The following is a 17,056-nucleotide window of genomic DNA, read 5'->3' on the forward strand; positions in this document are numbered from 1 at the left end:
AGACGCACGTTACTCGCCAGTACACCCCCCGACCAGGTTGGACCTCCAGCTAGGTGGAGGTGGCAGGATCGGGGCATGACGGTCACGGTGGTGGGTATCGGCGGTTCGCTGCGCCCGAACTCGCAGTCCGAACGCGCGCTGCGGATCGCGCTGTCCGGCGCGGCGGACGCGGGCGCCAAGGTCATCGAGGTCGTCGGACCGGACCTGGTGCTGCCGTTCTACGACCCCGCCGTGGCCGACCGCCCGGACAACGCCCGCCGGCTGGTCGAGGCGCTGCGCCAGGCCGACGGCGTCGTGCTCGTCTCGCCCGGCTACCACGGCACGGTCTCCGGCCTGGTCAAGAACGCCCTGGACTACGTCGAGGACCTGCGCGAGGACCCGCGGGTCTACCTCGACGGGCGGGCGGTGGGCTGCGTGGCCGCCGCGCGCGGCTGGCAGGCGTCGGTCACCACGCTGACCGCCCTGCGCTCGATCGTGCACGCGCTGCGCGGCTGGCCCACCCCGCTCGGCTCGGCGATCAACTCCCGCGAGGTCGAGTTCGACCTCGAAGGGGGCTGCTCGGATCCCACGGTCGCGGACACTTTGCGCACGATCGGGCGACAGGTGGCGGAGTTCGCCGTGTCACAAGCCGGTTGACGGTTCTACTGGGCGGGTACGCCTGGACCGGCGTGAGCTGCCGCGCCACGCGGTGCGGTCCGGTGCGAACCGGGTGTCGAGGGGGAGAGGAACCCCGAACCACCAGCTCGAAGGAGAACGTTGATGCAGGTGCTCTACACGGCGGAGGCGACCGCGGTCGGCGACGGCCGCGACGGCGAGGTCCGCTCCTCGGACGGCGTGCTCGACGAGCAACTCGTCACGCCGACCGAGCTGGGTGGTCCCGGTGGCGACAAGACGAACCCGGAGCAGCTCTTCGCGGCCGGGTACGCGGCGTGCTTCCACAGCGCGCTCCAGGTCGTCGCCCGCCGGGCGAAGCTCGCCCTGACCTCGACCGAGGTCACCGCGAAGGTCGGCATCGGCCCGAACGGCGAGGGCGGCTACCAGCTCACCGTCGCCCTGCACGCGCACCTGCCCGGAGTGGAGCAGGCGGTGGCCGACGACCTCGTCGCCCAGGCCCACCAGGTCTGCCCGTACTCCAACGCCACGCGTGGAAACATCGAGGTGGCTCTCACCGCCACCGTGTGAAGGAGGCGCTAGCACCATGGCCAAGTCCCCGGCCAAGTCCCCGATCACCAGCCCGCTGTCCGACGACCACAAGAAGTCGGTCGGAGCGGTGCTCCAGGCGACGCTGGTCGACCTGATCGACCTGTCCCTGGTCGCGAAGCAGGCGCACTGGAACGTGGTCGGCAAGAACTTCCGCAGCGTCCACCTCCAGCTCGACGAACTGGTCACCACGGCCCGGACCTACACCGACGAGGTGGCCGAACGGGCCTCCGCGCTGGGCATCTCGCCCAACGGCAAGGCCAAGACCGTGGCCGCGTCCTCGGGCATCCCGGAGTTCCCGGAGAACTGGCTCAAGGAGGACGACGTGGTGGCCGCCGTGGTCACCGCCCTGGCCAAGCTGGTCGAGCGGCTGCGCGGCCGGATCGACGAGACCGACAAGTCCGACCTGGTCACCCAGGACCTGCTGATCGAGATCACCAAGCAGCTCGAACAGGCCCACTGGATGTGGCAGGCCCAGCAGGCCTGACCGGTCGGGTCCGCGCGCGGCTCGCGCGCGGACCCGACCCGCCTTCCGGCGGACGTCCGGCCGGGCTAGAGCACCTTCCGGACGAACGCGACCTCCGCCGCGGTCTGCCGGATCGTCTCCGCGACGACCAGCGACCCGTGCCCGGCGTCGTACCGGTAGACCTCGTAGGCCGCGCCGCGCGCCGCCAGCCGGTCCAGGTAGTTGTCGATCTGCCGGATCGGGCAGCGCGGGTCGTTCTCGCCCGCCAGCACCAGCACCGGCGCGCTCACCGCGTCCACGTAGGTCAGCGGCGAGCACTCGCGGTACCGGTCCGGCACGTCCTGCGGCGACCCGCCGAACAGCGCCCGGTCGAACGCGCGCAGCGGCTCCATCTCGTCCTCGTAGGCCGCCAGGTAGTCCGCCACCGGCACGCCCGCGACGCCCGCCGCCCAGCGCTCCGGCTGCGTGCCCAGCGCCAGCAGGGTCAGGTAGCCGCCCCACGACGCCCCGTTGACCACGCACCTCGCCGGGTCGGCGAACCCGGAGGACACGGCCCAGTCGTGCACCGCGGCCACGTCCTCCAGCTCCGTGAGCCCCGGCCGGCCCTCGATCGCGTCCCGCCACGCCGAGCCGTAGCCGGTGGAGCCGCGGTAGTTGACGTGCACCACGGCGTACCCGGCGTCCAGCCACACCGCGCGGTAGGCGGAGAACCGGTCCTCGTCGGCCGAGTGCGGGCCGCCGTGCAGGCTGAACACCGTGGGCAGCGGGCCGTCCGGCGCGCCCTCGGGACGGGCCACCAGCGCGTGCACGTCACCGACGAACACGTCCTGGAGGTCGACCGACGGGGCCGCCTTGTGCCCCTGCGGCGCGAGCAGCACGCGCTCGTCGCCGTCCACGTCGAGCACCCGCACCACGCCCGGCTGCGCGCCCGAGGACCAGGAGAACTCGACCGAGCCGTCCGGGCGCGCGGACGCCGAGCCGACCGTCCCGTGTGGAGTGTCCAAAGCGGACAGAATGCCGGTGGTGAGGTCGTAGCGGTGCAACGTGTTGCGGGCCTGGAAGGTGTGCACGACCAAGAGCGACCGGGCGTCCTCGAACCAGTCGGCGCTGATCTCGCCGGGCAGGTCGATCGCGATCTCGGTCTCGGTGTCGGCGGCGACGTCCCAGATCAGCAGTTCCTCGCGGCCCCGGCGCTCGTGCAGCACCAGCAGCCGGTTGTCGCCGGGCACCGGGCTGAACGCGATGGCGTCCAAGCCCTTGCCGGGGCCGTCCCACTTCTCCACGACCGTCTCGCCGGTCGGCGTGACCACGCGCAGCGCGGTGTGCCGGTTGTCGCCGTGCTCGGAGTGCGCGAGCGCGAGCAGCGTCTCGTCCTTGGACAGCGCGGCGATGCCGCCGTCGTTCTCGTGCGAGTAGACCACCTCGGCCGGGCCGCCGTCGCGCGCCACGTAGACGGTGGTGCCGTCGTCGGTGGAGGTGCCGACCGCGACCAGCCCGTGCCCGATCTCCAGGCCCGCCGGGTAGCCGGCCGGCACGCCCTCGACAGCGGGCTTCGGCTCCCCGCCGGCGTGGAACGGCTCGCTGACCCACACGCCGAACTCGTCGCCGTCGCTGTCGGCGAACCACCAGATGGTCTCGCCGTCCGGGCTGAGCGCGGCGTGCGACGTGCCGTTCGGGCGGTCGGTGACCTTGCGGTGGGTGTCCGCGGCCCGGTCCCAGGCGTAGATCTCCCAGACACCGCTGGAGTTCGACACGTAGAGGCTGCGGTCGGGGGCGTCGTCGGCCCAGCCGGGCAGGCTGACCCGGGGCGCGGTGAACCGGTCCCGCCAGCGGGCCTCGGCGTCGGCGTCGTCGAACAGCGGGTCGGGGATCTCGGCGGTCGGGTGCGTCGTCACGTCCCCGATCCTGCCGGCTGCGGCGCGGCGGGCAGGTTCGCGGTGACCAGGTAGTAGTCCAGCAGGCCGCGCTCGGCGGCCCGGATCCACCGGCGGTCCCAGCGGTCCGGGTGGTCGCCGAGCGCGAGCCACCGGTCCAGGCCCGCCCAGACGTGCTCGCCGATGCGGTCCGCGCGCACGTCGGCGAAACCGGCGGCACGCAGGTCGGCGGTGAACCGGTCGATCGGGTGGGCCAGGTCGAGGCCGGTGGCGAAGGTGTCCAGCAGCTCCGCGAGCGCCGGGCCCGCGTCGTCGTGGCGGGCGAAGAACGTGGTCACGGCCAACCGGCCGCCGGGCGCGAGCACCCGCGCGGACTCGTGCGCGAACGCCGTCAGGTCCTCGAAGTGCTGGGCGGCCTCGACGGACAGCAGGCGGTCGAAGGTGTTGTCGGGGAACGGGATGTACGACGCCGAGCCGAGGGTGAACGTGGCCTCGGGCGTGCTCCGCTGGGCGCGGGCCACCTGTTCCGGGACCAGGTCGAGGCCGTCGAGACTGCGCGGTGCGCGGACGAGCACTTCCCGCGCGCCTCGGCCGCGACCGCAGCCGACCTCCAGCACGCGGTCGTCGGGTGTGATGGTGAGGCTGTCCAGGACGAGGTCGTACAGGGCCCGCTGGGACGCGATGCGCTGGTCGACGGTGAGCTCACCGTCCAGCGGAATGCCCGCCCAGTAGCCGAAGTTGATGAACCCGCCGGCGAACGCCGGTCGCTCGGCCAGGTCGTCCGGGCCGTAAATCCGGCGGCGGCGTTCAGCGCGCGCCGCTTCGTCGTCTGCCATCCCCTGATGGTGCCGGTTCGCGGAGGTGGGGTGGCAGAGGGGAGCCGATGGGCCTGTCCCCTGTCGGCCTGTTGCTAGTCGAGCTCTTCGGAGAAGATCTGGTCCATCTTGCGCGACGCCTTCGCGAAGGCGTTCACGACGAGCCCGATGACGGCCAGCGCCAGCCCGGTGAGGACGCCGGTCGCAGGGGAGGCGAGGACCGCCAGCACACCCGCCACCCCGGCGACGACCATGCCCCAGGCGACGAGGTGGAGCCAGCTGCCGGTGGTGGGTTTCATCGCGGAGACGATGCTCATGTTCGGCTCTCCTACCGTGAAAGCGTCTGTGGCCGACGTGTTGTCTCGTCTTCGCGCCGACCTCGACCTTCGTTACTTTGCGTGAGTTGATTCGTCAATCATCACTCATTCGGTGTAACAGAACGTGACATCTGCTCGTACTCCACACCACGCTACGTCAGGAATCGGCTACTAGGCCGAAAGTTCACTCCATCGTGCGACCTAGCGCACTGCCAGTAGGTAACTGCATGCAGTGATGGTGATTGGGCCTTTCGAGTGAGCTGATCACCAGCCGTTCCAGTGCGGCACCTACGCGGCGAGCATGACGTCGTCGGGGACGGCACACCCGGATTGGCGTACATCCGTCGCACGTCCCGGTCGCTGAACGGCCGGTTCCCGGCGGCATGCACGGCCCGCCGGTACACGTCGGCGACCTTCGCCCGGGTGGTTCCGAGGAGCGCCCCGACATCGCGCTGTGCCGGCTGTCGACCGCCGTGGTTCGCGCGGCGGAGGCGCAGTCCGAGGTCAGCGGGGTGGGCGTGGGGCAACACCTGGTGCTGAAGATGCTCGCCGCAGTCGGCCCATGCTCCCAGCAGGCGCTCAGCGAGGAACTGCGCATCGACCGCAGCGTGATGGTCGGCCTCGCGGACGACCTGGAGAAGGCCGGGCACGTCACCCGAACGCGCAACCCGATCGACCGACGTGCCTACGAGGTGGTCATCACCGAGACTGGCAGCGGGTGCTGGCGCACGCGGTCGAGGACGCGCCCACCTGACCAGCCTGCTGGCCAAGCTCCTGCACCGACCCTGACCCGGAAAGGCGCCCCCCGTTGAGCCGCACCCGCTTAACCGCCGCCCTGGCCCTAGCTCTCCTGGCCGCCTGCACCCCCACACCCCCACCGACCACCACCCGAACGCCCACCCCGACACCCGCCCAGCCGACCACCGACCAACCCGCGCCCCCAACCCCGGCTCCGACGTCGGCACAGCCTTCCCCCGCCTCCGCCCCTGCCTCCGCCGCGAAGACGTGCACAGTCCCGAACGTCGTCGGCATGGTCCACCAGACCGCCCAGGACACCATGCAAGCCGCCGGCTTCTACCGCCTGCGCGAGGAAGACGCCACCGGCCAGGGCCGCCTGCTCGTCGTGGACCGGAACTGGACGACGACGGCGCAGAACGTCGAGGCGGGCAAAGAGATCCCGTGCGACACGGTGGTCGTGCTGTCGGCCAAGAAGACCGGCGAGTGACCCCTACCGCGACAACCGCGACCGGGCGACCCGAGCCGCCACCAAAGCCCCTCCGGTGGCCACGAGCCTGGCGGCGTTGACCCGGTACCACGCGCGCAGCAACGCTTTCCGCTCATCGGCGGACGGCACGCGGTCGCGGAAGAACAGGTCCAGGTTCACGGTGCGCACCAGATGAGCAGTCAACCCGACCCCCACCCCTGAGCAGACGACCGCAGCCACCAACCAAGGCCGCCCACCCCGATCACCCCACCCCGCGACCGCCGCGGCAAGAGCGGCCGGCAACGTCAGGGGCGCGCCCACCAGGTAGTACCGCACCGGACTCCCCACCCCGACCGGAGAAGCCCCGCCCTCCCGATCCGCCAACCGGTCAGGCACCCTCACCACAGCCTCGTAGAGGTTGCCGAAGAACCAGTGCGCGTGCCCGAACTCCGCCAACCCCAACGCCCGCGCGGCAATCCGCCGAGCCGTACCCGTGGACATGCCGACGAGCATGGCAGGACCCACACCCGAATCGGGCCAACGGGCCACCAAGGGCCGCGACGGACACTCGGCCCCGTCGCTCCCCTTCTTCTCCCGAAAAGACCCCACAAACGAGTCAGGCCCTGCCCACAACCGCTGTGGACAGGACCTGACCTGCAAGTACCCGAGTCGGGGTGACAGGATTTGAACCTGCGACCTCTTCGTCCCGAACGAAGCGCGCTACCAAACTGCGCCACACCCCGGTCTTGCTCTCGAACGAGGAGAACTCTACCTGACGTTGCCGCCAACTCCGAACCGGGTATCCCTTTCCGCGTCGGACCGGGGCTGACCAGCGTCGACGGGGCGGGCTACCAGGGTCAGCAGGCTGGCTTCGGGTGGGCAGGCGAAGCGCACCGGGGCGTAGGGGGAGGTTCCCAGGCCCGCCGAGACGTTCAGCCACATGTGCGCGCCCCACCGCGACACGCCGCGTGCGCGGGACCGGTCCAGTTCGCAGTTGGTCACCAAGGCCCCGTAGCCCGGGATCCGGAGCTGTCCGCCGTGCGTGTGGCCCGCCAGCACGAGGTCGTAGCCGTCTGCCGCGAACGGGTCCAGGACGCGGGGTTCGGGGGAGTGGGTCACGCCCAGGCGCAGGGCCGCCGACGGCACGCGGCCCGCGATCTCCTCGTACCGGTCGCGCTTGAGGTGGGGGTCGTCGAGGCCGGCGGCGAAGACCGACTGGCCGGCGACGGTGAACGTCTCCCGCACGTGCGTCAGGTCCAGCCAGCCGTGCTCGACCATCGCCGCGCGCAGGTCCCGCCACGGCAGCGAGATCCCGTGGATGCGCTTCGTCTTGGCCGACGGCAGCAGGTACCGCACCGGGTTCTTGGGGCGCGGCGCGAAGTAGTCGTTGCTGCCGAACACGAACACCCCCGGGCGGTTCAGCAACGGCCCCAGGGCGCGGATCACGGCCGGCACGGCTTGCAGGTGCGCCAGGTTGTCGCCGGTGTTCACGACCAGGTCCGGCTCCAGCTCGGCCAGTGCCGCCACCCACCGCTGCTTGGACTCCTGCCCCGGCAGCATGTGCAGGTCCGAGATGTGCAGCACGCGCATCGGCGCGGAACCCGGCGCCAGCACCGGCACCGTGGCCTGGCGCAGCGTCCAGTGCCGCCGCTCGATCCCGGCCGCGTACGCGACCGTGGCGGTGCCCAGGGCGGTGGTGGCGAGCAGTGCGCGACCGAACTTGTTCACAGCACCGAGGGTAGGGGGTTGACCGATTCGGGTCGTAGCGCGGTGCCCGGTAACGTCTGCCCGCATGGCGGAGCTCAAGGCGCGGTTGAGGGCGGATCTGACGACGGCTATCAAGGGCCGGGAGACGGTCCGGGCCGGTGCGCTGCGCATGGCGCTGACCGCGATCACCACTGAAGAGGTCTCCGGCGAGACCGCGCGCGAGCTGAACGACGACGAGGTGCTCAAGGTCATCACCCGCGAGGTGAAGAAGCGCCGCGAAGCCGCCGACGCGTTCGCCGGCGCGGGGCGCACCGAGAAGGCCGAGCTGGAGCGGGCCGAGTCCAAGGTGCTGGAGGCCTACCTGCCGGCCCGGTTGGACGACGCCGAGCTGGCCGCGATCGTGGACGCGGCCGTCGCCGAGGTCGCCGCCGCGCTCGGCGAGCAGCCCGGCCAGCGGCAGATGGGCCAGGTCATGAAGCTGGTCAACGGCAAGGTCGCCGGGCGCGCCGACGGCGGCAAGGTGGCCGCGGCGGTGAAGGCGAAGCTGGCCTAGGCAGGACCGACCGGCCCGGTGAACTCGTCGTCGGTCGGGTCTTCGGACCGGGCGGCGATCCAGGCGAGGACGGCCGGCGTGATCCGGCCGGCCTCGGGGTCCTGGTTGCGGGACGTCAGGCGGCGCAGGAGTTCGTCGTGCGGCACGGCGAGGTGCACCAGCCGCCACGTCCCGCCGGCCTCCGCCACGAGCCGCTTGTAGTCGTCGCGTTCCGCGCGCCGGCCCAACCCGTGGTCCAGCACGACGTCGCGCCCCGCGCGCACGTGCCCGACCAGTTCCGCGCGCACCTCCGCGACCACCGGGCCGAGCAGCGCCAGGTGGTCGGCTGCCGGGTAGTCCTTGTCGAGCCTGCCGTGCCGGGCCGCCATCCGCTCGTCCACGGACAGCCGCACGACCCCGAGCGACCGCGCGAAGGTCGTCTTCCCCGACCCGGGCAGCCCGACGAGCAGGTGCACGAGGGGGCGCGCCGCCGTCACCGACCCGACGGCTCGGTCGGGATGGTGATCTGCGGCGGGTCGCCCGGACGTCCGCTGGGCGGCGGCTCGGCCGGTGGCGGCTGGGCGGTCGGGTCGGCGGGCTGCGGCGGCGGGACGTAGCCGGTCGACACGAGCAGGGTCACGACCGTGCCGCGCAGCGCGCTGCCGCGGGGCGTCTGGCTGACCACGGTTCCCTTGGCCTGCTCGGAGTTCCGGTTCGACGTGGTCACCTTGTAGCCGGCTTCCTCCAGGATCCGGGTGGCGTCGTTGACCTGCTTGCCGACCACCTCGGGGATCTGGATCTCCTTGCCGCCCTTGCGGTACCGGTCCTCGACGGGCGGCAGCTCGCGCACCGGGAGTCCTTCGTGGACCTTCGTCATGGTGTCGAACCACGTCCGCGCGGGCACCGTGCCGCCGTAGATGTCACCGTCCCGGCACAGCCTCGGCGGCCCGCCGTTGACGCAGATGCCGCGCGGGTTGGTGCCGTCGTTGAACGTCTGGACGGACGCGGCGTAGTCCGGGGTCGCGCCGATGAACGCGGCCGACTTGTAGTCCTCGGTGGTGCCGGTCTTGCCGAGCATCGGCCGGGCCCACTTGGCGTTGCGCGCGGCGAGGGCCGCCGTGCCGGCACCCTGGTCGTCCTTGCTCATCCCGGTGGCCAGGCCGTTCGCCAGGCCCTCGGCCACCACCTGCTCGCACGGCGCTTCGTTGACCGGGACGCCCTCCCCGTTGCGGTCGAGCACCTTGATGATGGGCGTGGGCGGGCACCACACGCCGCCGCTCATCACGGTGGCCGCCACGTTCGCCAGTTCCAGCGTGCTGACCGGCGCGGGGCTCAGCGTGAAGGAGGCGTTGCCGCCGTTGGACTTGTAGAACTCGGTCTGCGAGATCCGCAGCGACTTGTCCTTGGCCTTCGGGTCGGGCCGGGTGCCGGCGATGTTGGTCGCCATGGTCTCCCGCATCCCCAGCCGGGCCGCCATGTCCACCACCGGGTCCAGGCCCAGTTGCTCCTCCAGGATCACGAACCCGGTGTTCGGCGAGGTCTGCAGCGCGGTCTGCAACGTCATCTGCGGCGGGTAGTTGGAGGTGGCGTTGCCCAGGCAGTACCACCGGGTGCCGGGCTCGCCGGTGCTCGGGCACTTCTCGCCGCCGCCCTTGAACACCCGCGACACGTGGGAGTTCGGCGTGGCCATGTTGTTCTCGATGCCCATGCCCTTCTCCATCGCCGCCGCCGCGGTGAACACCTTGTAGACGCTGCCCGCGCCGAACTTGTTCTCCACGCCGGAGGGCAGGTCGTAGGTGGTCTGGAACTGGTCCGCCTTGAGCCCGTAGTCCCGGTTCGCGACCAGCGCCACGACCTCGTGCTTGTCGCGCCCCGGCCGGACGATCGCCATCGCGTTGGCGATCCCCTCGGTGTCCTTGCCGACCTGGCCCTCGGCGGCGGCCTTGGCCTGGCTGGTGATGGTGCGGTCCAGCGTGGTCTGGATGGTGTAGCCGCCGTTCTTGAGCTGCTCCAGGCTGAACCCGTTGCGCTCCAGGTAGGCCACCACGTAGGAGCAGAAGAACCCGTTCTCCGGGCCCGCGCCGACGCAGCCGTTGGGCGGGGTGCGGACCGGGTTCGCCAGGCCCAGCGGCTCCTTCTTGGCGGCCTCGGCGGCGTCGCGGGAGAGCTTGTCGTTCTCGACCATCTTGTCGATCACCTGGTTGCGCCGCTCCAGCGCCTTCTCCGGGAACACCTCCGGGTTGAGCGCCGACGGGCTGTTGACCATGCCGGCCAGCATCGCGGCCTGGGGCACGGTCAGCGCCTCGGGCGTGGTGTTGAAGTACGCCTGGGACGCCGCTGCGATGCCGTAGATCGTCGAGCCGAACGGCACCACGTTGAGGTAGCGGGCCAGGATTTCGTCCTTGCCGAGTTTGCGTTCGAGCTGCAACGCGATGCGCGCTTCGCGGGCCTTGCGCGCAATTGTCTGCTCTTGTGCTTTCTGCTGCTCGACCTGGTTGTTCCGTGCGACCACGTGCACCAGGTAGTTCTTGACGTATTGCTGCGTGAGCGTGGAGGCACCCTGCGTGACCGCTCCGCTGAACTGGTTGGTCAGCCCGGCCCGGATCGTGCCCCGCCAGTCGACGCCCTGGTGTTCGTAGAAACGTCGATCTTCGACCGACACCAGCGCCGCCTTCATCGTGGCCGCGATCTTGTCGGGTGGGACCAGCACCCGGTACTGGTCATACAAGTACGCGATCGCCGTGCCGTCCTTGTCCGTGATCGTGGAGATCAACGGCGGGTCCGTGGTCACGAGATCTGCGGAGATGCTGTCGACCGTGTCGCTGGCTCTGTTCGAGACGAGCCCCAGCGAGCCGATGACAGGGAACATCATGCCTGCCAGCAACACGCCGGCTAGCAGACACAGGCCGAGCAGTTTCAGCACGCCGTTCCTGGCTCGCATGGACTGGAGCGTAGCGGGGACCTGAACGGGTGATCAGCATCGCGCAACGTTCATTACACAGGATGAGTACTCGTACTCAAGACAGGTAACAGGTGGGCAACCCAGGGTTGGAGGTGGAACCGGAAGGCTCTACAGTCCGTCACTGTCCAAGACAGCAGCCGACGGCACGACCACTCGATGTGGGGAGCCTACGGCATCCGCGGCAGGGGTGTGGCGGATTTAAAAGAGTCTGGGCACTGTGTGAACTGAGGTGGGGGTTATGCAGCAGCAGGGGGATTGGCGGATCAAGGCCTCGTGCCGTGATGAGGAGCCGGACCAGCTCTTCGTCCGCGGTGCGGAGCAGCGCAAGGCCAAGGTGGTGTGCCTGGGATGCCCGGTGCGCACCGAGTGCCTGGCCGAAGCACTGGACAACCGGATCGAGTTCGGCGTCTGGGGCGGCATGACGGAACGGGAGCGTCGAGCGCTCCTGCGCCGACGCCCCGACGTCACGTCCTGGCACGAACTCCTGGACACCGCGCGCCAGGAGCACACCGAGGAGAAGGTCGGGTAGTCACTCGCCCGCGAGCCGCCGGCCGATCTCGTGCAGACCGTCCAGGTCGTGCACGTCGGCCGGCAGTGCGGGCACGCCCACGAGTGGAACGTTCGGGTGCGCGCGGGTGAACCGCGCGAGCAGTCGCCTCTCGCGATCGGCGACGGCCACGCGGTCCGCGTGCACCCGGAGCACGGCCGCCGCCAGCGGAGCGTCCCCAGAGCGCTCCAGGCGGTCGGCCGCCGCGAGCGCGCCCGGTGCCGGCAGGGAGGCCAGCACCGGGTGGGTGCGGTTCGCGACCAGGCCGTTGATCGGCATGCTCTCGGCCGAGAGGCGCTCCACGAAGTAGCTGGCCTCGCGCAGCGCGTCCGGCTCGGCGGCGGCGATCACCAGGAAGCCGGTGCCGGGCGAGCGCAGCAGCTCGTAGGTGGCCTGCGCGCGCTGCCGGAAGCCGCCGAACATGCTGTCGAACGCTTGGACGAACGTCGAAGCGTCCTGCAGCAGCTGACCGCCGACGATGGTCGAGACGGCCTTGGTGAACAGGCCGAACCCGGCGCCGACGATCTTGCGGATACCCCGGCCGCCGGCCCGCGCCGGGGCGGACAGCATCCGGATCAGCTTGCCGTCGAGCACGGTCGACAGGCGCTGCGGCGCGTCCAGGAAGTCCAGCGCGCTGCGGCTGGGCGGCGTGTCCACGACGATCAGGTCCCACTCGTCCTGGGCGACGAGCTGGCCGAGCTTCTCCATCGCCATGTACTCCTGCGTGCCGGAGAACGACGTGGAGATCGTCTGGTAGAAGGGGTTCTGCAGGATCTGCGCGGCCCGCTCGCGGCCCGCGTGCTGGTGGACCATGTCGTCGAACGTGCGACGCATGTCCAGCATCATCGCGTGCAGCTCGCCCTCGGGCTCGAACCCGTCGATCCTGACCGGGCGCGGGTGGTTGTCCAGTTCGCGCAGGCCGAGCGACTGCGCCAGCCGACGTGCCGGGTCGATCGTCAGCACCACCGCGCGGCGGCCCCGCTCGGCGGCCCGCACGGCGAGCGCGGCGGCCGTCGTCGTCTTGCCGACCCCGCCCGAACCGCAGCACACCAGCACCCGCGTCGCCGGGTTGTCCAACAATCCATCGATGTCCAGCCGGTTCATCGCACACCTCGCCCGACCAGCTCCTCGGCCAGCTCGTACAGGGCCGCGAGGTCCACGCCGTCGGTCAGCTCGGGCAGTTCGACGGTCGGCAGGTCGGCCTCGGCGAGCAGGTTCTTGGCGTCCTGCTCCATCCGCACCCGGATGGCGTGCTCCACGGTCTCGTCCACCAGGCCGGTCAGCACCTCGTCGTCCACGTCCAGGCCGCCGGCGGTCAGCCCCGCGCGCAGCCGGGCCGCGTCGACCCGGCCGGCGGCGGCCGACGGCAGCGAGCGGGCGGGCAGGCGCGGGGTGCGGACCCGGTTCACGAACACCGCGCCCGGCCGCAGGTCGGCGGCGTCCAGGTCGGCCACCGCGTCCAGCGTCTCCCGGACCGGCATCTCCTCCAGCAGCGCGACCAGGTGCACCGCCGTGTCGCCGGAGTGCAGCAGCTTCACCACCCCGTCGCTCTGCCCCTTGATCGGCCCGACCTTGGCCAGGTCCGCCATCGCCCGGGTGACGTCGAGGAACCGCACGACCCGGCCGGTCGGCGGCGCGTCGAGCACCACCGCGTCGTACTCGTGCCGACCGGTCTTGCCGGCCCGGCGCACGCACTCCTTGACCTTGCCGGTCAGCAGCACGTCCCGCAGGCCGGGCGCGAGCGTCGTGGCGAACTCGATCGCGCCCATCCGGCGCAGGGTCCGCCCGGCGAAGCCCAGGTTGTAGAACATGTCGAGGTACTCCAGCAGGGCCGCCTCCGGGTCGACGGCCAGCGCGCGCACCTCGCCGCCGCCGGGCGCGGACGCGATCCGCTCCTCGGAGTACGGCAGCGGCGCGCGGTCGAACAGCTGCGCGATGCCCTGCCGGTTCTCGACCTCGACCAGCAGCACCCGCCGCCCGCCGGTGGCGAGCGCGAGGGCCAGCGCGGCGGCCACCGTCGTCTTGCCGGTGCCGCCCTTCCCGGTGACCACGTGCAGCCGGGCGCGGGTGAGTTCGTCGGTCCAGCCGTTCACCAGATCAGCGTAAGTGCGCCGACCTGAGACCCGCTGGACACGGTCAGTCCATCATCGTGACGAACACCACCGCGATGGCCGTCGCCGCGACGATCCCCCACGCCGCGACCGACGGCAGCAGGTACGCGATCAGCAGGGCGATCACCGCCACGGCGGCCAGCCCGATCAACGCCGCCCGCCACACGTCGGACGCCTGCGCGTGCTTGCGGTCCCGGGCCTGCGCCATGCCGACGAGCACCATGATCAGCCCGCCGACGATGAACGACCCCGCCGCGACGATCCGCCACGTCTCCACGTGATCAAAGTAGCGCCGAAGCCCGGGGCGCGGCAGGGGTGACCCACACGATCGTGGTACGCACCTCGTCGCCCTCTTCGAAGTACCGCAACGCGCTCTCGGCGGTGGCCGTGAGCATCCTCAGGTCGCCGGAGGTCGAGGCGACCTCCGCGTGGTCCTCGAACGCCATCCCCCACGCGGCCACCCAGTCCTCCTCGTCGTCCTGCTGCACGACGGCGAACAACTGCGGCGCCAGCCGGTCCACGTCGATCCCGGTCATCCTTCGTCCTCCCTGATCTCGACGTGGCCCTCGACCACGACGTGTCCCCGGGCCTCGGCCCACTTCATCGCCTGCCACCCGACGTCGAGCAGCACCACGCCCAGGTCGCGCGCCCACTGCTCCACCGACTCGGTGTAGTCGGTGGTGCTGCGACCGCCGGTCTCGTCCAGCACGCGTGCGATGAAGCGCTTGCACGCGTCCAGCGCGCGCCCGGCCCCCGCGGCCATTTCCAGCTCGTCGCGATCCATCCGCCCCATCCCGGATTGCCCCTCGAATGAGACGAGCCTAACATCTGTACAGTTCACAGCCGGGGAGTTCAGCCGGGTGAAGTCTCGTAGCGGGCCCTTGCCCTGAGTGATTGGAATAAGTGAATGGCAGACGGCACAACCCGCGGGAAGCGCAGGCTGGCGCGATTCGTCCGGGAACTCCAGGAGAAGTCCGGTCTGACGCCCGAGGAGATCGCCAAGCGCATCCGCGTGTCGCGGCCCACGGTCACCCGGTTGCTGGCCGGCACGCACCTGGCGCGGTGGCCGTCCCTCTCGGTGATCCTCGACGTGCTGGAGGCGACACCGGAGCAGAAGACGTTCCTGCTCCAGATGTGGGAGGTCGCGGACGTCGACAACGCGACCGTCGAGTACGCCGCCGCGCTGCCGATCAAGTACCGCAGGTTCCGCATGGACGAACTGGAGGCGTACCGCGAACGCACGCTGGACGTCACCCACGTGCCCGGGATGCTCCAGACCCCGGCGTACGCGGAGGCCATCGCGCACGCCTCGCACCGGCTGATCGTCGGCGACGGCTGGGACCGGACCGCGGCCGCCGAGCGCCTGACCCGGCGGCACCTGCTCGACCGCGAGGAGCCGTTCGAGTTCCACGCGCTGGTCGACGAGGCCGCGCTGCGCCGGATGGTCGGCGGGCCGGAGGTCATGCGGGAGCAGTTGGACTTCCTGGTCGAGTCGGCGGCCCGGCCGAACGTCACCGTGCAGGTGCTGCCGTTCGACCTCGGTGCGTACGGTCCGCAGCCGACCGCGTTGCTGCTGCTGTTGGACTTCCCGGAGGAAGACGCCCCCTGTGCGGCCTATACCGAGGAAATCTCGGGTCTTGCCATGCTGGAGGAGCAGGATCAGGTGCAACCGCTGGACGGCATCTGGCGCGACGCGGCCTCGGTCGCGCTCACGCCCGTGGAGTCCGTCGAGTTCATCAAGGCGGTTCGGGAGTCACTAGGAGACCGATGATCGAGCAGACCTGGCGCAAGAGCAGCCGGAGCGCCTCCGCGGCGCAGTGCGTCGAGCTGGCCGTGACGGACGCGGTCACCGGCGTGCGGGACACCAAGAACCGCGACGGCGGGACGTTGATCTTCAAGGCGCGGGCGTTCCGGGCCTTCCTGTCCGAGGTGAAGGCCCGCTGATGTGCGGTCGGGGCGTCCTCACCGGGGGTGCCCCGACCGCCGCGGCGGCGGGCGCACCTCGGCTGGGGCAGATCGACGGGTACCCGGGTGCGGGGTGCGGCTAGGCTGCGCGCCATGACCAAGTGGGAGTACGCCACCGTCCCGCTGCTGATCCACGCCACCAAGGCGATCCTGGACCAGTGGGGCGATGACGGCTGGGAGCTCGTGACCGTCCTGCCCAACCCGAGCGGTGAGCAGCACGTGGCCTACCTGAAGAGGGCCAAGGCATGAGCTGGACGTCCCGCCTGGCCGAGCTGGGCGTGCGGTTGCCCGAGGTCGCGGCCCCCGTCGCGGCGTACGTCCCGGCGGTCCGCTCCGGGGCGCTGGTGTACACGTCCGGCCAGTTGCCGTTCGTCTCCGGGACGCTCGCCGCCACCGGCAAGGTCGGCGCGGACGTCAGCCCCGAGGAGGCCAAGGACCACGCCCGGACGTGCGCGCTCAACGCGCTGGCCGCGATCGACGCCCTGGTCGGCCTCGACTCGGTGGTCCGGATCGTGAAGCTGACCGGGTACGTGGCCTCCGCCGAGGGGTTCACCGGGCAGCCGGCCGTGATCAACGGGTCGTCCGAGCTGCTGGGCGAGATCTTCGGCGACGCGGGCAGGCACGCGCGGGCGGCGGTCGGCGTGGCCGAGCTGCCGCTGGGCGCGCCGGTCGAGGTGGACCTGATCGTCGAAATCGGGGAGTGAGATGTCCGACACGCTGCACGAGCTGCTGCTGCGGCTCGCCGGCCGGCTGCCCGACGACGTGCTGTGGAGGTTCCGCGACTGGGCCGCCACGGACGCGGTCGCGGTGCTCGCGCGGGCGCTGCCCCGGACGTTGCTGCACGACCGGATCGGGCTGACCGACCGCGAGCAGCGGCTGCTCGCCGACGCCCTGGTGCCGCACGGAGCGGATCTTTCCACCACCAGTTCGGTCAAGGGACTGGACGACGAGCCCGATCCCGGTTACACATTCACCCCGGAATCACCCGAACGGGTGCTGATGGGAGATTCCGCGACCGTAGTGCTCGGCGCGACCCTGCGCGGTCGCCTCGGGGTCGGCGAAGTCCGGACCACGTGGCGGCAGGGCGGGGGCGTGACCAGGAGGTTGATCCTGGTCATGGCCACGACCGAGCACGCCCGGCTGGCAGCCGAACTCCAGCGGGTGCTGCGGGCGCTCGGTGAGCACGACCCCTGCGTTGAGGTCCTGCCCACCGGACATGACCTGCCGTCCTACCACCGGGCGGCGTTGGCGGCATCGGAGCTGGTTTGCGCCGGCGCCGAGGCCGACGGGCACCTGGTGCCCGTGTAGAGCTCGTCGCTGCCGCGCGGGCCGGAAGGAGAGCAGGCGTGACGAACG

24 protein-coding genes and 1 tRNA gene are annotated in these 17,056 nt (G+C 71.1%); 12 read left to right on the forward strand and 13 right to left on the reverse strand.

Annotated elements, in window-relative coordinates; all coding sequences use genetic code 11:
- Positions 1–75 precede the first annotated feature (75 nt).
- The 3 genes from BN6_RS01285 (at position 76) to BN6_RS01295 (ending at position 1,687) form a co-directional block, all read left to right on the forward strand.
- Positions 76–636 (forward strand): NADPH-dependent FMN reductase, encoded by a 561-nt coding sequence (locus BN6_RS01285; protein WP_015097709.1) that lies wholly within the window; start codon positions 76–78, stop codon positions 634–636.
- Between the two features lie 120 nt (positions 637–756).
- On the forward strand, positions 757–1,182 hold the full coding sequence (locus tag BN6_RS01290) for an organic hydroperoxide resistance protein (RefSeq protein ID WP_041311597.1): 426 nt from the start codon (positions 757–759) through the stop codon (positions 1,180–1,182).
- Between the two features lie 16 nt (positions 1,183–1,198).
- Positions 1,199–1,687, forward strand: a complete 489-nt coding sequence (locus BN6_RS01295) for a Dps family protein (protein WP_015097711.1) — start codon at positions 1,199–1,201, stop codon at positions 1,685–1,687.
- Between the two features lie 65 nt (positions 1,688–1,752).
- On the opposite strand, the gene BN6_RS01300 is transcribed toward BN6_RS01295, so the two are convergent.
- The 3 genes from BN6_RS01300 to BN6_RS01310 all read right to left on the reverse strand — a co-directional run bounded on the left by BN6_RS01300 (position 1,753) and on the right by BN6_RS01310 (position 4,672).
- On the reverse strand, positions 1,753–3,561 hold the full coding sequence (locus BN6_RS01300; RefSeq protein WP_015097712.1) for a prolyl oligopeptidase family serine peptidase: 1,809 nt from the start codon (positions 3,559–3,561) through the stop codon (positions 1,753–1,755).
- Complete coding sequence (locus tag BN6_RS01305; RefSeq protein WP_015097713.1) at positions 3,558–4,376, reverse strand: class I SAM-dependent methyltransferase; 819 nt, start codon at positions 4,374–4,376, stop codon at positions 3,558–3,560. The genes BN6_RS01300 and BN6_RS01305 overlap by 4 nt, the downstream gene beginning before the upstream one ends.
- 74 nt (positions 4,377–4,450) lie before the next feature.
- A complete protein-coding gene (locus BN6_RS01310) occupies positions 4,451–4,672 on the reverse strand; it encodes a hypothetical protein (RefSeq protein WP_015097714.1) in 222 nt (73 codons plus the stop codon).
- Between the two features lie 383 nt (positions 4,673–5,055).
- Between BN6_RS01310 and BN6_RS01315 the strand changes: the two genes are divergently transcribed.
- Positions 5,056–5,484 (forward strand): MarR family winged helix-turn-helix transcriptional regulator, encoded by a 429-nt coding sequence (locus BN6_RS01315; protein ID WP_015097715.1) that lies wholly within the window; start codon positions 5,056–5,058, stop codon positions 5,482–5,484.
- A 218-nt stretch (positions 5,485–5,702) separates the two neighbouring features.
- On the forward strand, positions 5,703–5,897 hold the full coding sequence (locus BN6_RS48320) for a hypothetical protein (RefSeq protein WP_015097716.1): 195 nt from the start codon (positions 5,703–5,705) through the stop codon (positions 5,895–5,897).
- Positions 5,898–5,900: 3 nt separating this feature from the next.
- On the opposite strand, the gene BN6_RS01325 is transcribed toward BN6_RS48320, so the two are convergent.
- The 3 genes from BN6_RS01325 to BN6_RS01335 all read right to left on the reverse strand — a co-directional run bounded on the left by BN6_RS01325 (position 5,901) and on the right by BN6_RS01335 (position 7,604).
- On the reverse strand, positions 5,901–6,377 hold the full coding sequence (locus tag BN6_RS01325; protein ID WP_063641864.1) for a DUF1772 domain-containing protein: 477 nt from the start codon (positions 6,375–6,377) through the stop codon (positions 5,901–5,903).
- Between the two features lie 168 nt (positions 6,378–6,545).
- A tRNA-Pro gene (locus tag BN6_RS01330) sits at positions 6,546–6,619 on the reverse strand.
- 25 nt (positions 6,620–6,644) lie between these two features.
- Complete coding sequence (locus BN6_RS01335; RefSeq protein WP_015097718.1) at positions 6,645–7,604, reverse strand: metallophosphoesterase; 960 nt, start codon at positions 7,602–7,604, stop codon at positions 6,645–6,647.
- Positions 7,605–7,668: 64 nt separating this feature from the next.
- Between BN6_RS01335 and BN6_RS01340 the strand changes: the two genes are divergently transcribed.
- Positions 7,669–8,136, forward strand: a complete 468-nt coding sequence (locus BN6_RS01340) for a GatB/YqeY domain-containing protein (protein WP_015097719.1) — start codon at positions 7,669–7,671, stop codon at positions 8,134–8,136.
- Here the strand turns inward: BN6_RS01340 and BN6_RS01345 are convergent.
- Together BN6_RS01345 and BN6_RS01350 are read right to left on the reverse strand one after the other, a co-directional pair.
- On the reverse strand, positions 8,133–8,612 hold the full coding sequence (locus BN6_RS01345; RefSeq protein WP_015097720.1) for an AAA family ATPase: 480 nt from the start codon (positions 8,610–8,612) through the stop codon (positions 8,133–8,135). The two genes, BN6_RS01340 and BN6_RS01345, sit on opposite strands and share 4 nt — an antisense overlap.
- Entirely contained in the window at positions 8,609–11,056 is a 2,448-nt protein-coding gene (locus BN6_RS01350; protein ID WP_015097721.1) for a transglycosylase domain-containing protein, read from the reverse strand. Before BN6_RS01350 ends, BN6_RS01345 begins: the two co-directional genes overlap by 4 nt.
- 259 nt (positions 11,057–11,315) lie before the next feature.
- Here BN6_RS01350 and BN6_RS01355 point away from each other — a divergent pair, with 259 nt between their 5' ends.
- On the forward strand, positions 11,316–11,606 hold the full coding sequence (locus BN6_RS01355; protein ID WP_015097722.1) for a WhiB family transcriptional regulator: 291 nt from the start codon (positions 11,316–11,318) through the stop codon (positions 11,604–11,606).
- Here the strand turns inward: BN6_RS01355 and BN6_RS01360 are convergent, their stop codons facing one another.
- From BN6_RS01360 to BN6_RS01380, 5 genes are read right to left on the reverse strand one after another with little or no spacing between them, the layout of a single operon-like run.
- Positions 11,607–12,728 (reverse strand): ArsA family ATPase, encoded by a 1,122-nt coding sequence (locus BN6_RS01360; protein ID WP_015097723.1) that lies wholly within the window; start codon positions 12,726–12,728, stop codon positions 11,607–11,609.
- Positions 12,725–13,717 (reverse strand): ArsA-related P-loop ATPase, encoded by a 993-nt coding sequence (locus BN6_RS01365; RefSeq protein ID WP_015097724.1) that lies wholly within the window; start codon positions 13,715–13,717, stop codon positions 12,725–12,727. Before BN6_RS01365 ends, BN6_RS01360 begins: the two co-directional genes overlap by 4 nt.
- A gap of 43 nt (positions 13,718–13,760) precedes the next feature.
- Positions 13,761–14,012, reverse strand: coding sequence for a hypothetical protein (locus BN6_RS01370; RefSeq protein ID WP_015097725.1), 252 nt, complete (start codon positions 14,010–14,012; stop codon positions 13,761–13,763).
- A gap of 4 nt (positions 14,013–14,016) precedes the next feature.
- Positions 14,017–14,271: a hypothetical protein gene (locus tag BN6_RS01375; protein WP_015097726.1), complete on the reverse strand. Its 255-nt coding sequence runs from the start codon at positions 14,269–14,271 to the stop codon at positions 14,017–14,019.
- Positions 14,268–14,519, reverse strand: coding sequence for a hypothetical protein (locus BN6_RS01380; RefSeq protein ID WP_041311603.1), 252 nt, complete (start codon positions 14,517–14,519; stop codon positions 14,268–14,270). The genes BN6_RS01375 and BN6_RS01380 overlap by 4 nt, the downstream gene beginning before the upstream one ends.
- Before the next feature lie 123 nt (positions 14,520–14,642).
- Between BN6_RS01380 and BN6_RS01385 the strand changes: the two genes are divergently transcribed.
- The 5 genes from BN6_RS01385 (at position 14,643) to BN6_RS01400 (ending at position 17,008) form a co-directional block, all read left to right on the forward strand.
- Positions 14,643–15,506, forward strand: coding sequence for a helix-turn-helix domain-containing protein (locus BN6_RS01385; RefSeq protein WP_015097728.1), 864 nt, complete (start codon positions 14,643–14,645; stop codon positions 15,504–15,506).
- Positions 15,503–15,679 (forward strand): DUF397 domain-containing protein, encoded by a 177-nt coding sequence (locus tag BN6_RS01390; protein WP_015097729.1) that lies wholly within the window; start codon positions 15,503–15,505, stop codon positions 15,677–15,679. Before BN6_RS01385 ends, BN6_RS01390 begins: the two co-directional genes overlap by 4 nt.
- A gap of 114 nt (positions 15,680–15,793) precedes the next feature.
- On the forward strand, positions 15,794–15,949 hold the full coding sequence (locus tag BN6_RS47330) for a hypothetical protein (protein ID WP_085983476.1): 156 nt from the start codon (positions 15,794–15,796) through the stop codon (positions 15,947–15,949).
- A complete protein-coding gene (locus tag BN6_RS01395) occupies positions 15,946–16,404 on the forward strand; it encodes a RidA family protein (protein WP_015097731.1) in 459 nt (152 codons plus the stop codon). The genes BN6_RS47330 and BN6_RS01395 overlap by 4 nt, the downstream gene beginning before the upstream one ends.
- 1 nt (position 16,405) lies before the next feature.
- Positions 16,406–17,008: a hypothetical protein gene (locus tag BN6_RS01400; protein ID WP_015097732.1), complete on the forward strand. Its 603-nt coding sequence runs from the start codon at positions 16,406–16,408 to the stop codon at positions 17,006–17,008.
- Positions 17,009–17,056 lie beyond the last annotated feature (48 nt).

Source organism: Saccharothrix espanaensis DSM 44229 (assembly GCF_000328705.1).
Classification (GTDB): Bacteria; Actinomycetota; Actinomycetes; order Mycobacteriales; family Pseudonocardiaceae; genus Actinosynnema; species Actinosynnema espanaense.

Coding starts and splice junctions, on each gene's coding strand:
- BN6_RS01350 (WP_015097721.1), bottom strand. CDS start 11,056: ATGCGAGCCAGGAACGGCGTGCTGAAACTGCTCGGCCTGTGTCTGCTA.
- BN6_RS01355 (WP_015097722.1), top strand. CDS start 11,316: ATGCAGCAGCAGGGGGATTGGCGGATCAAGGCCTCGTGCCGTGATGAG.
- BN6_RS01360 (WP_015097723.1), bottom strand. CDS start 12,728: ATGAACCGGCTGGACATCGATGGATTGTTGGACAACCCGGCGACGCGG.
- BN6_RS01380 (WP_041311603.1), bottom strand. CDS start 14,519: ATGGATCGCGACGAGCTGGAAATGGCCGCGGGGGCCGGGCGCGCGCTG.
- BN6_RS01315 (WP_015097715.1), top strand. CDS start 5,056: ATGCACGGCCCGCCGGTACACGTCGGCGACCTTCGCCCGGGTGGTTCC.
- BN6_RS01285 (WP_015097709.1), top strand. CDS start 76: ATGACGGTCACGGTGGTGGGTATCGGCGGTTCGCTGCGCCCGAACTCG.
- BN6_RS01400 (WP_015097732.1), top strand. CDS start 16,406: ATGTCCGACACGCTGCACGAGCTGCTGCTGCGGCTCGCCGGCCGGCTG.
- BN6_RS48320 (WP_015097716.1), top strand. CDS start 5,703: ATGGTCCACCAGACCGCCCAGGACACCATGCAAGCCGCCGGCTTCTAC.
- BN6_RS01395 (WP_015097731.1), top strand. CDS start 15,946: ATGAGCTGGACGTCCCGCCTGGCCGAGCTGGGCGTGCGGTTGCCCGAG.
- BN6_RS01375 (WP_015097726.1), bottom strand. CDS start 14,271: ATGACCGGGATCGACGTGGACCGGCTGGCGCCGCAGTTGTTCGCCGTC.
- BN6_RS01385 (WP_015097728.1), top strand. CDS start 14,643: ATGGCAGACGGCACAACCCGCGGGAAGCGCAGGCTGGCGCGATTCGTC.
- BN6_RS01340 (WP_015097719.1), top strand. CDS start 7,669: ATGGCGGAGCTCAAGGCGCGGTTGAGGGCGGATCTGACGACGGCTATC.
- BN6_RS01295 (WP_015097711.1), top strand. CDS start 1,199: ATGGCCAAGTCCCCGGCCAAGTCCCCGATCACCAGCCCGCTGTCCGAC.
- BN6_RS47330 (WP_085983476.1), top strand. CDS start 15,794: ATGACCAAGTGGGAGTACGCCACCGTCCCGCTGCTGATCCACGCCACC.
- BN6_RS01305 (WP_015097713.1), bottom strand. CDS start 4,376: ATGGCAGACGACGAAGCGGCGCGCGCTGAACGCCGCCGCCGGATTTAC.
- BN6_RS01310 (WP_015097714.1), bottom strand. CDS start 4,672: ATGAGCATCGTCTCCGCGATGAAACCCACCACCGGCAGCTGGCTCCAC.
- BN6_RS01390 (WP_015097729.1), top strand. CDS start 15,503: ATGATCGAGCAGACCTGGCGCAAGAGCAGCCGGAGCGCCTCCGCGGCG.
- BN6_RS01325 (WP_063641864.1), bottom strand. CDS start 6,377: ATGTCCACGGGTACGGCTCGGCGGATTGCCGCGCGGGCGTTGGGGTTG.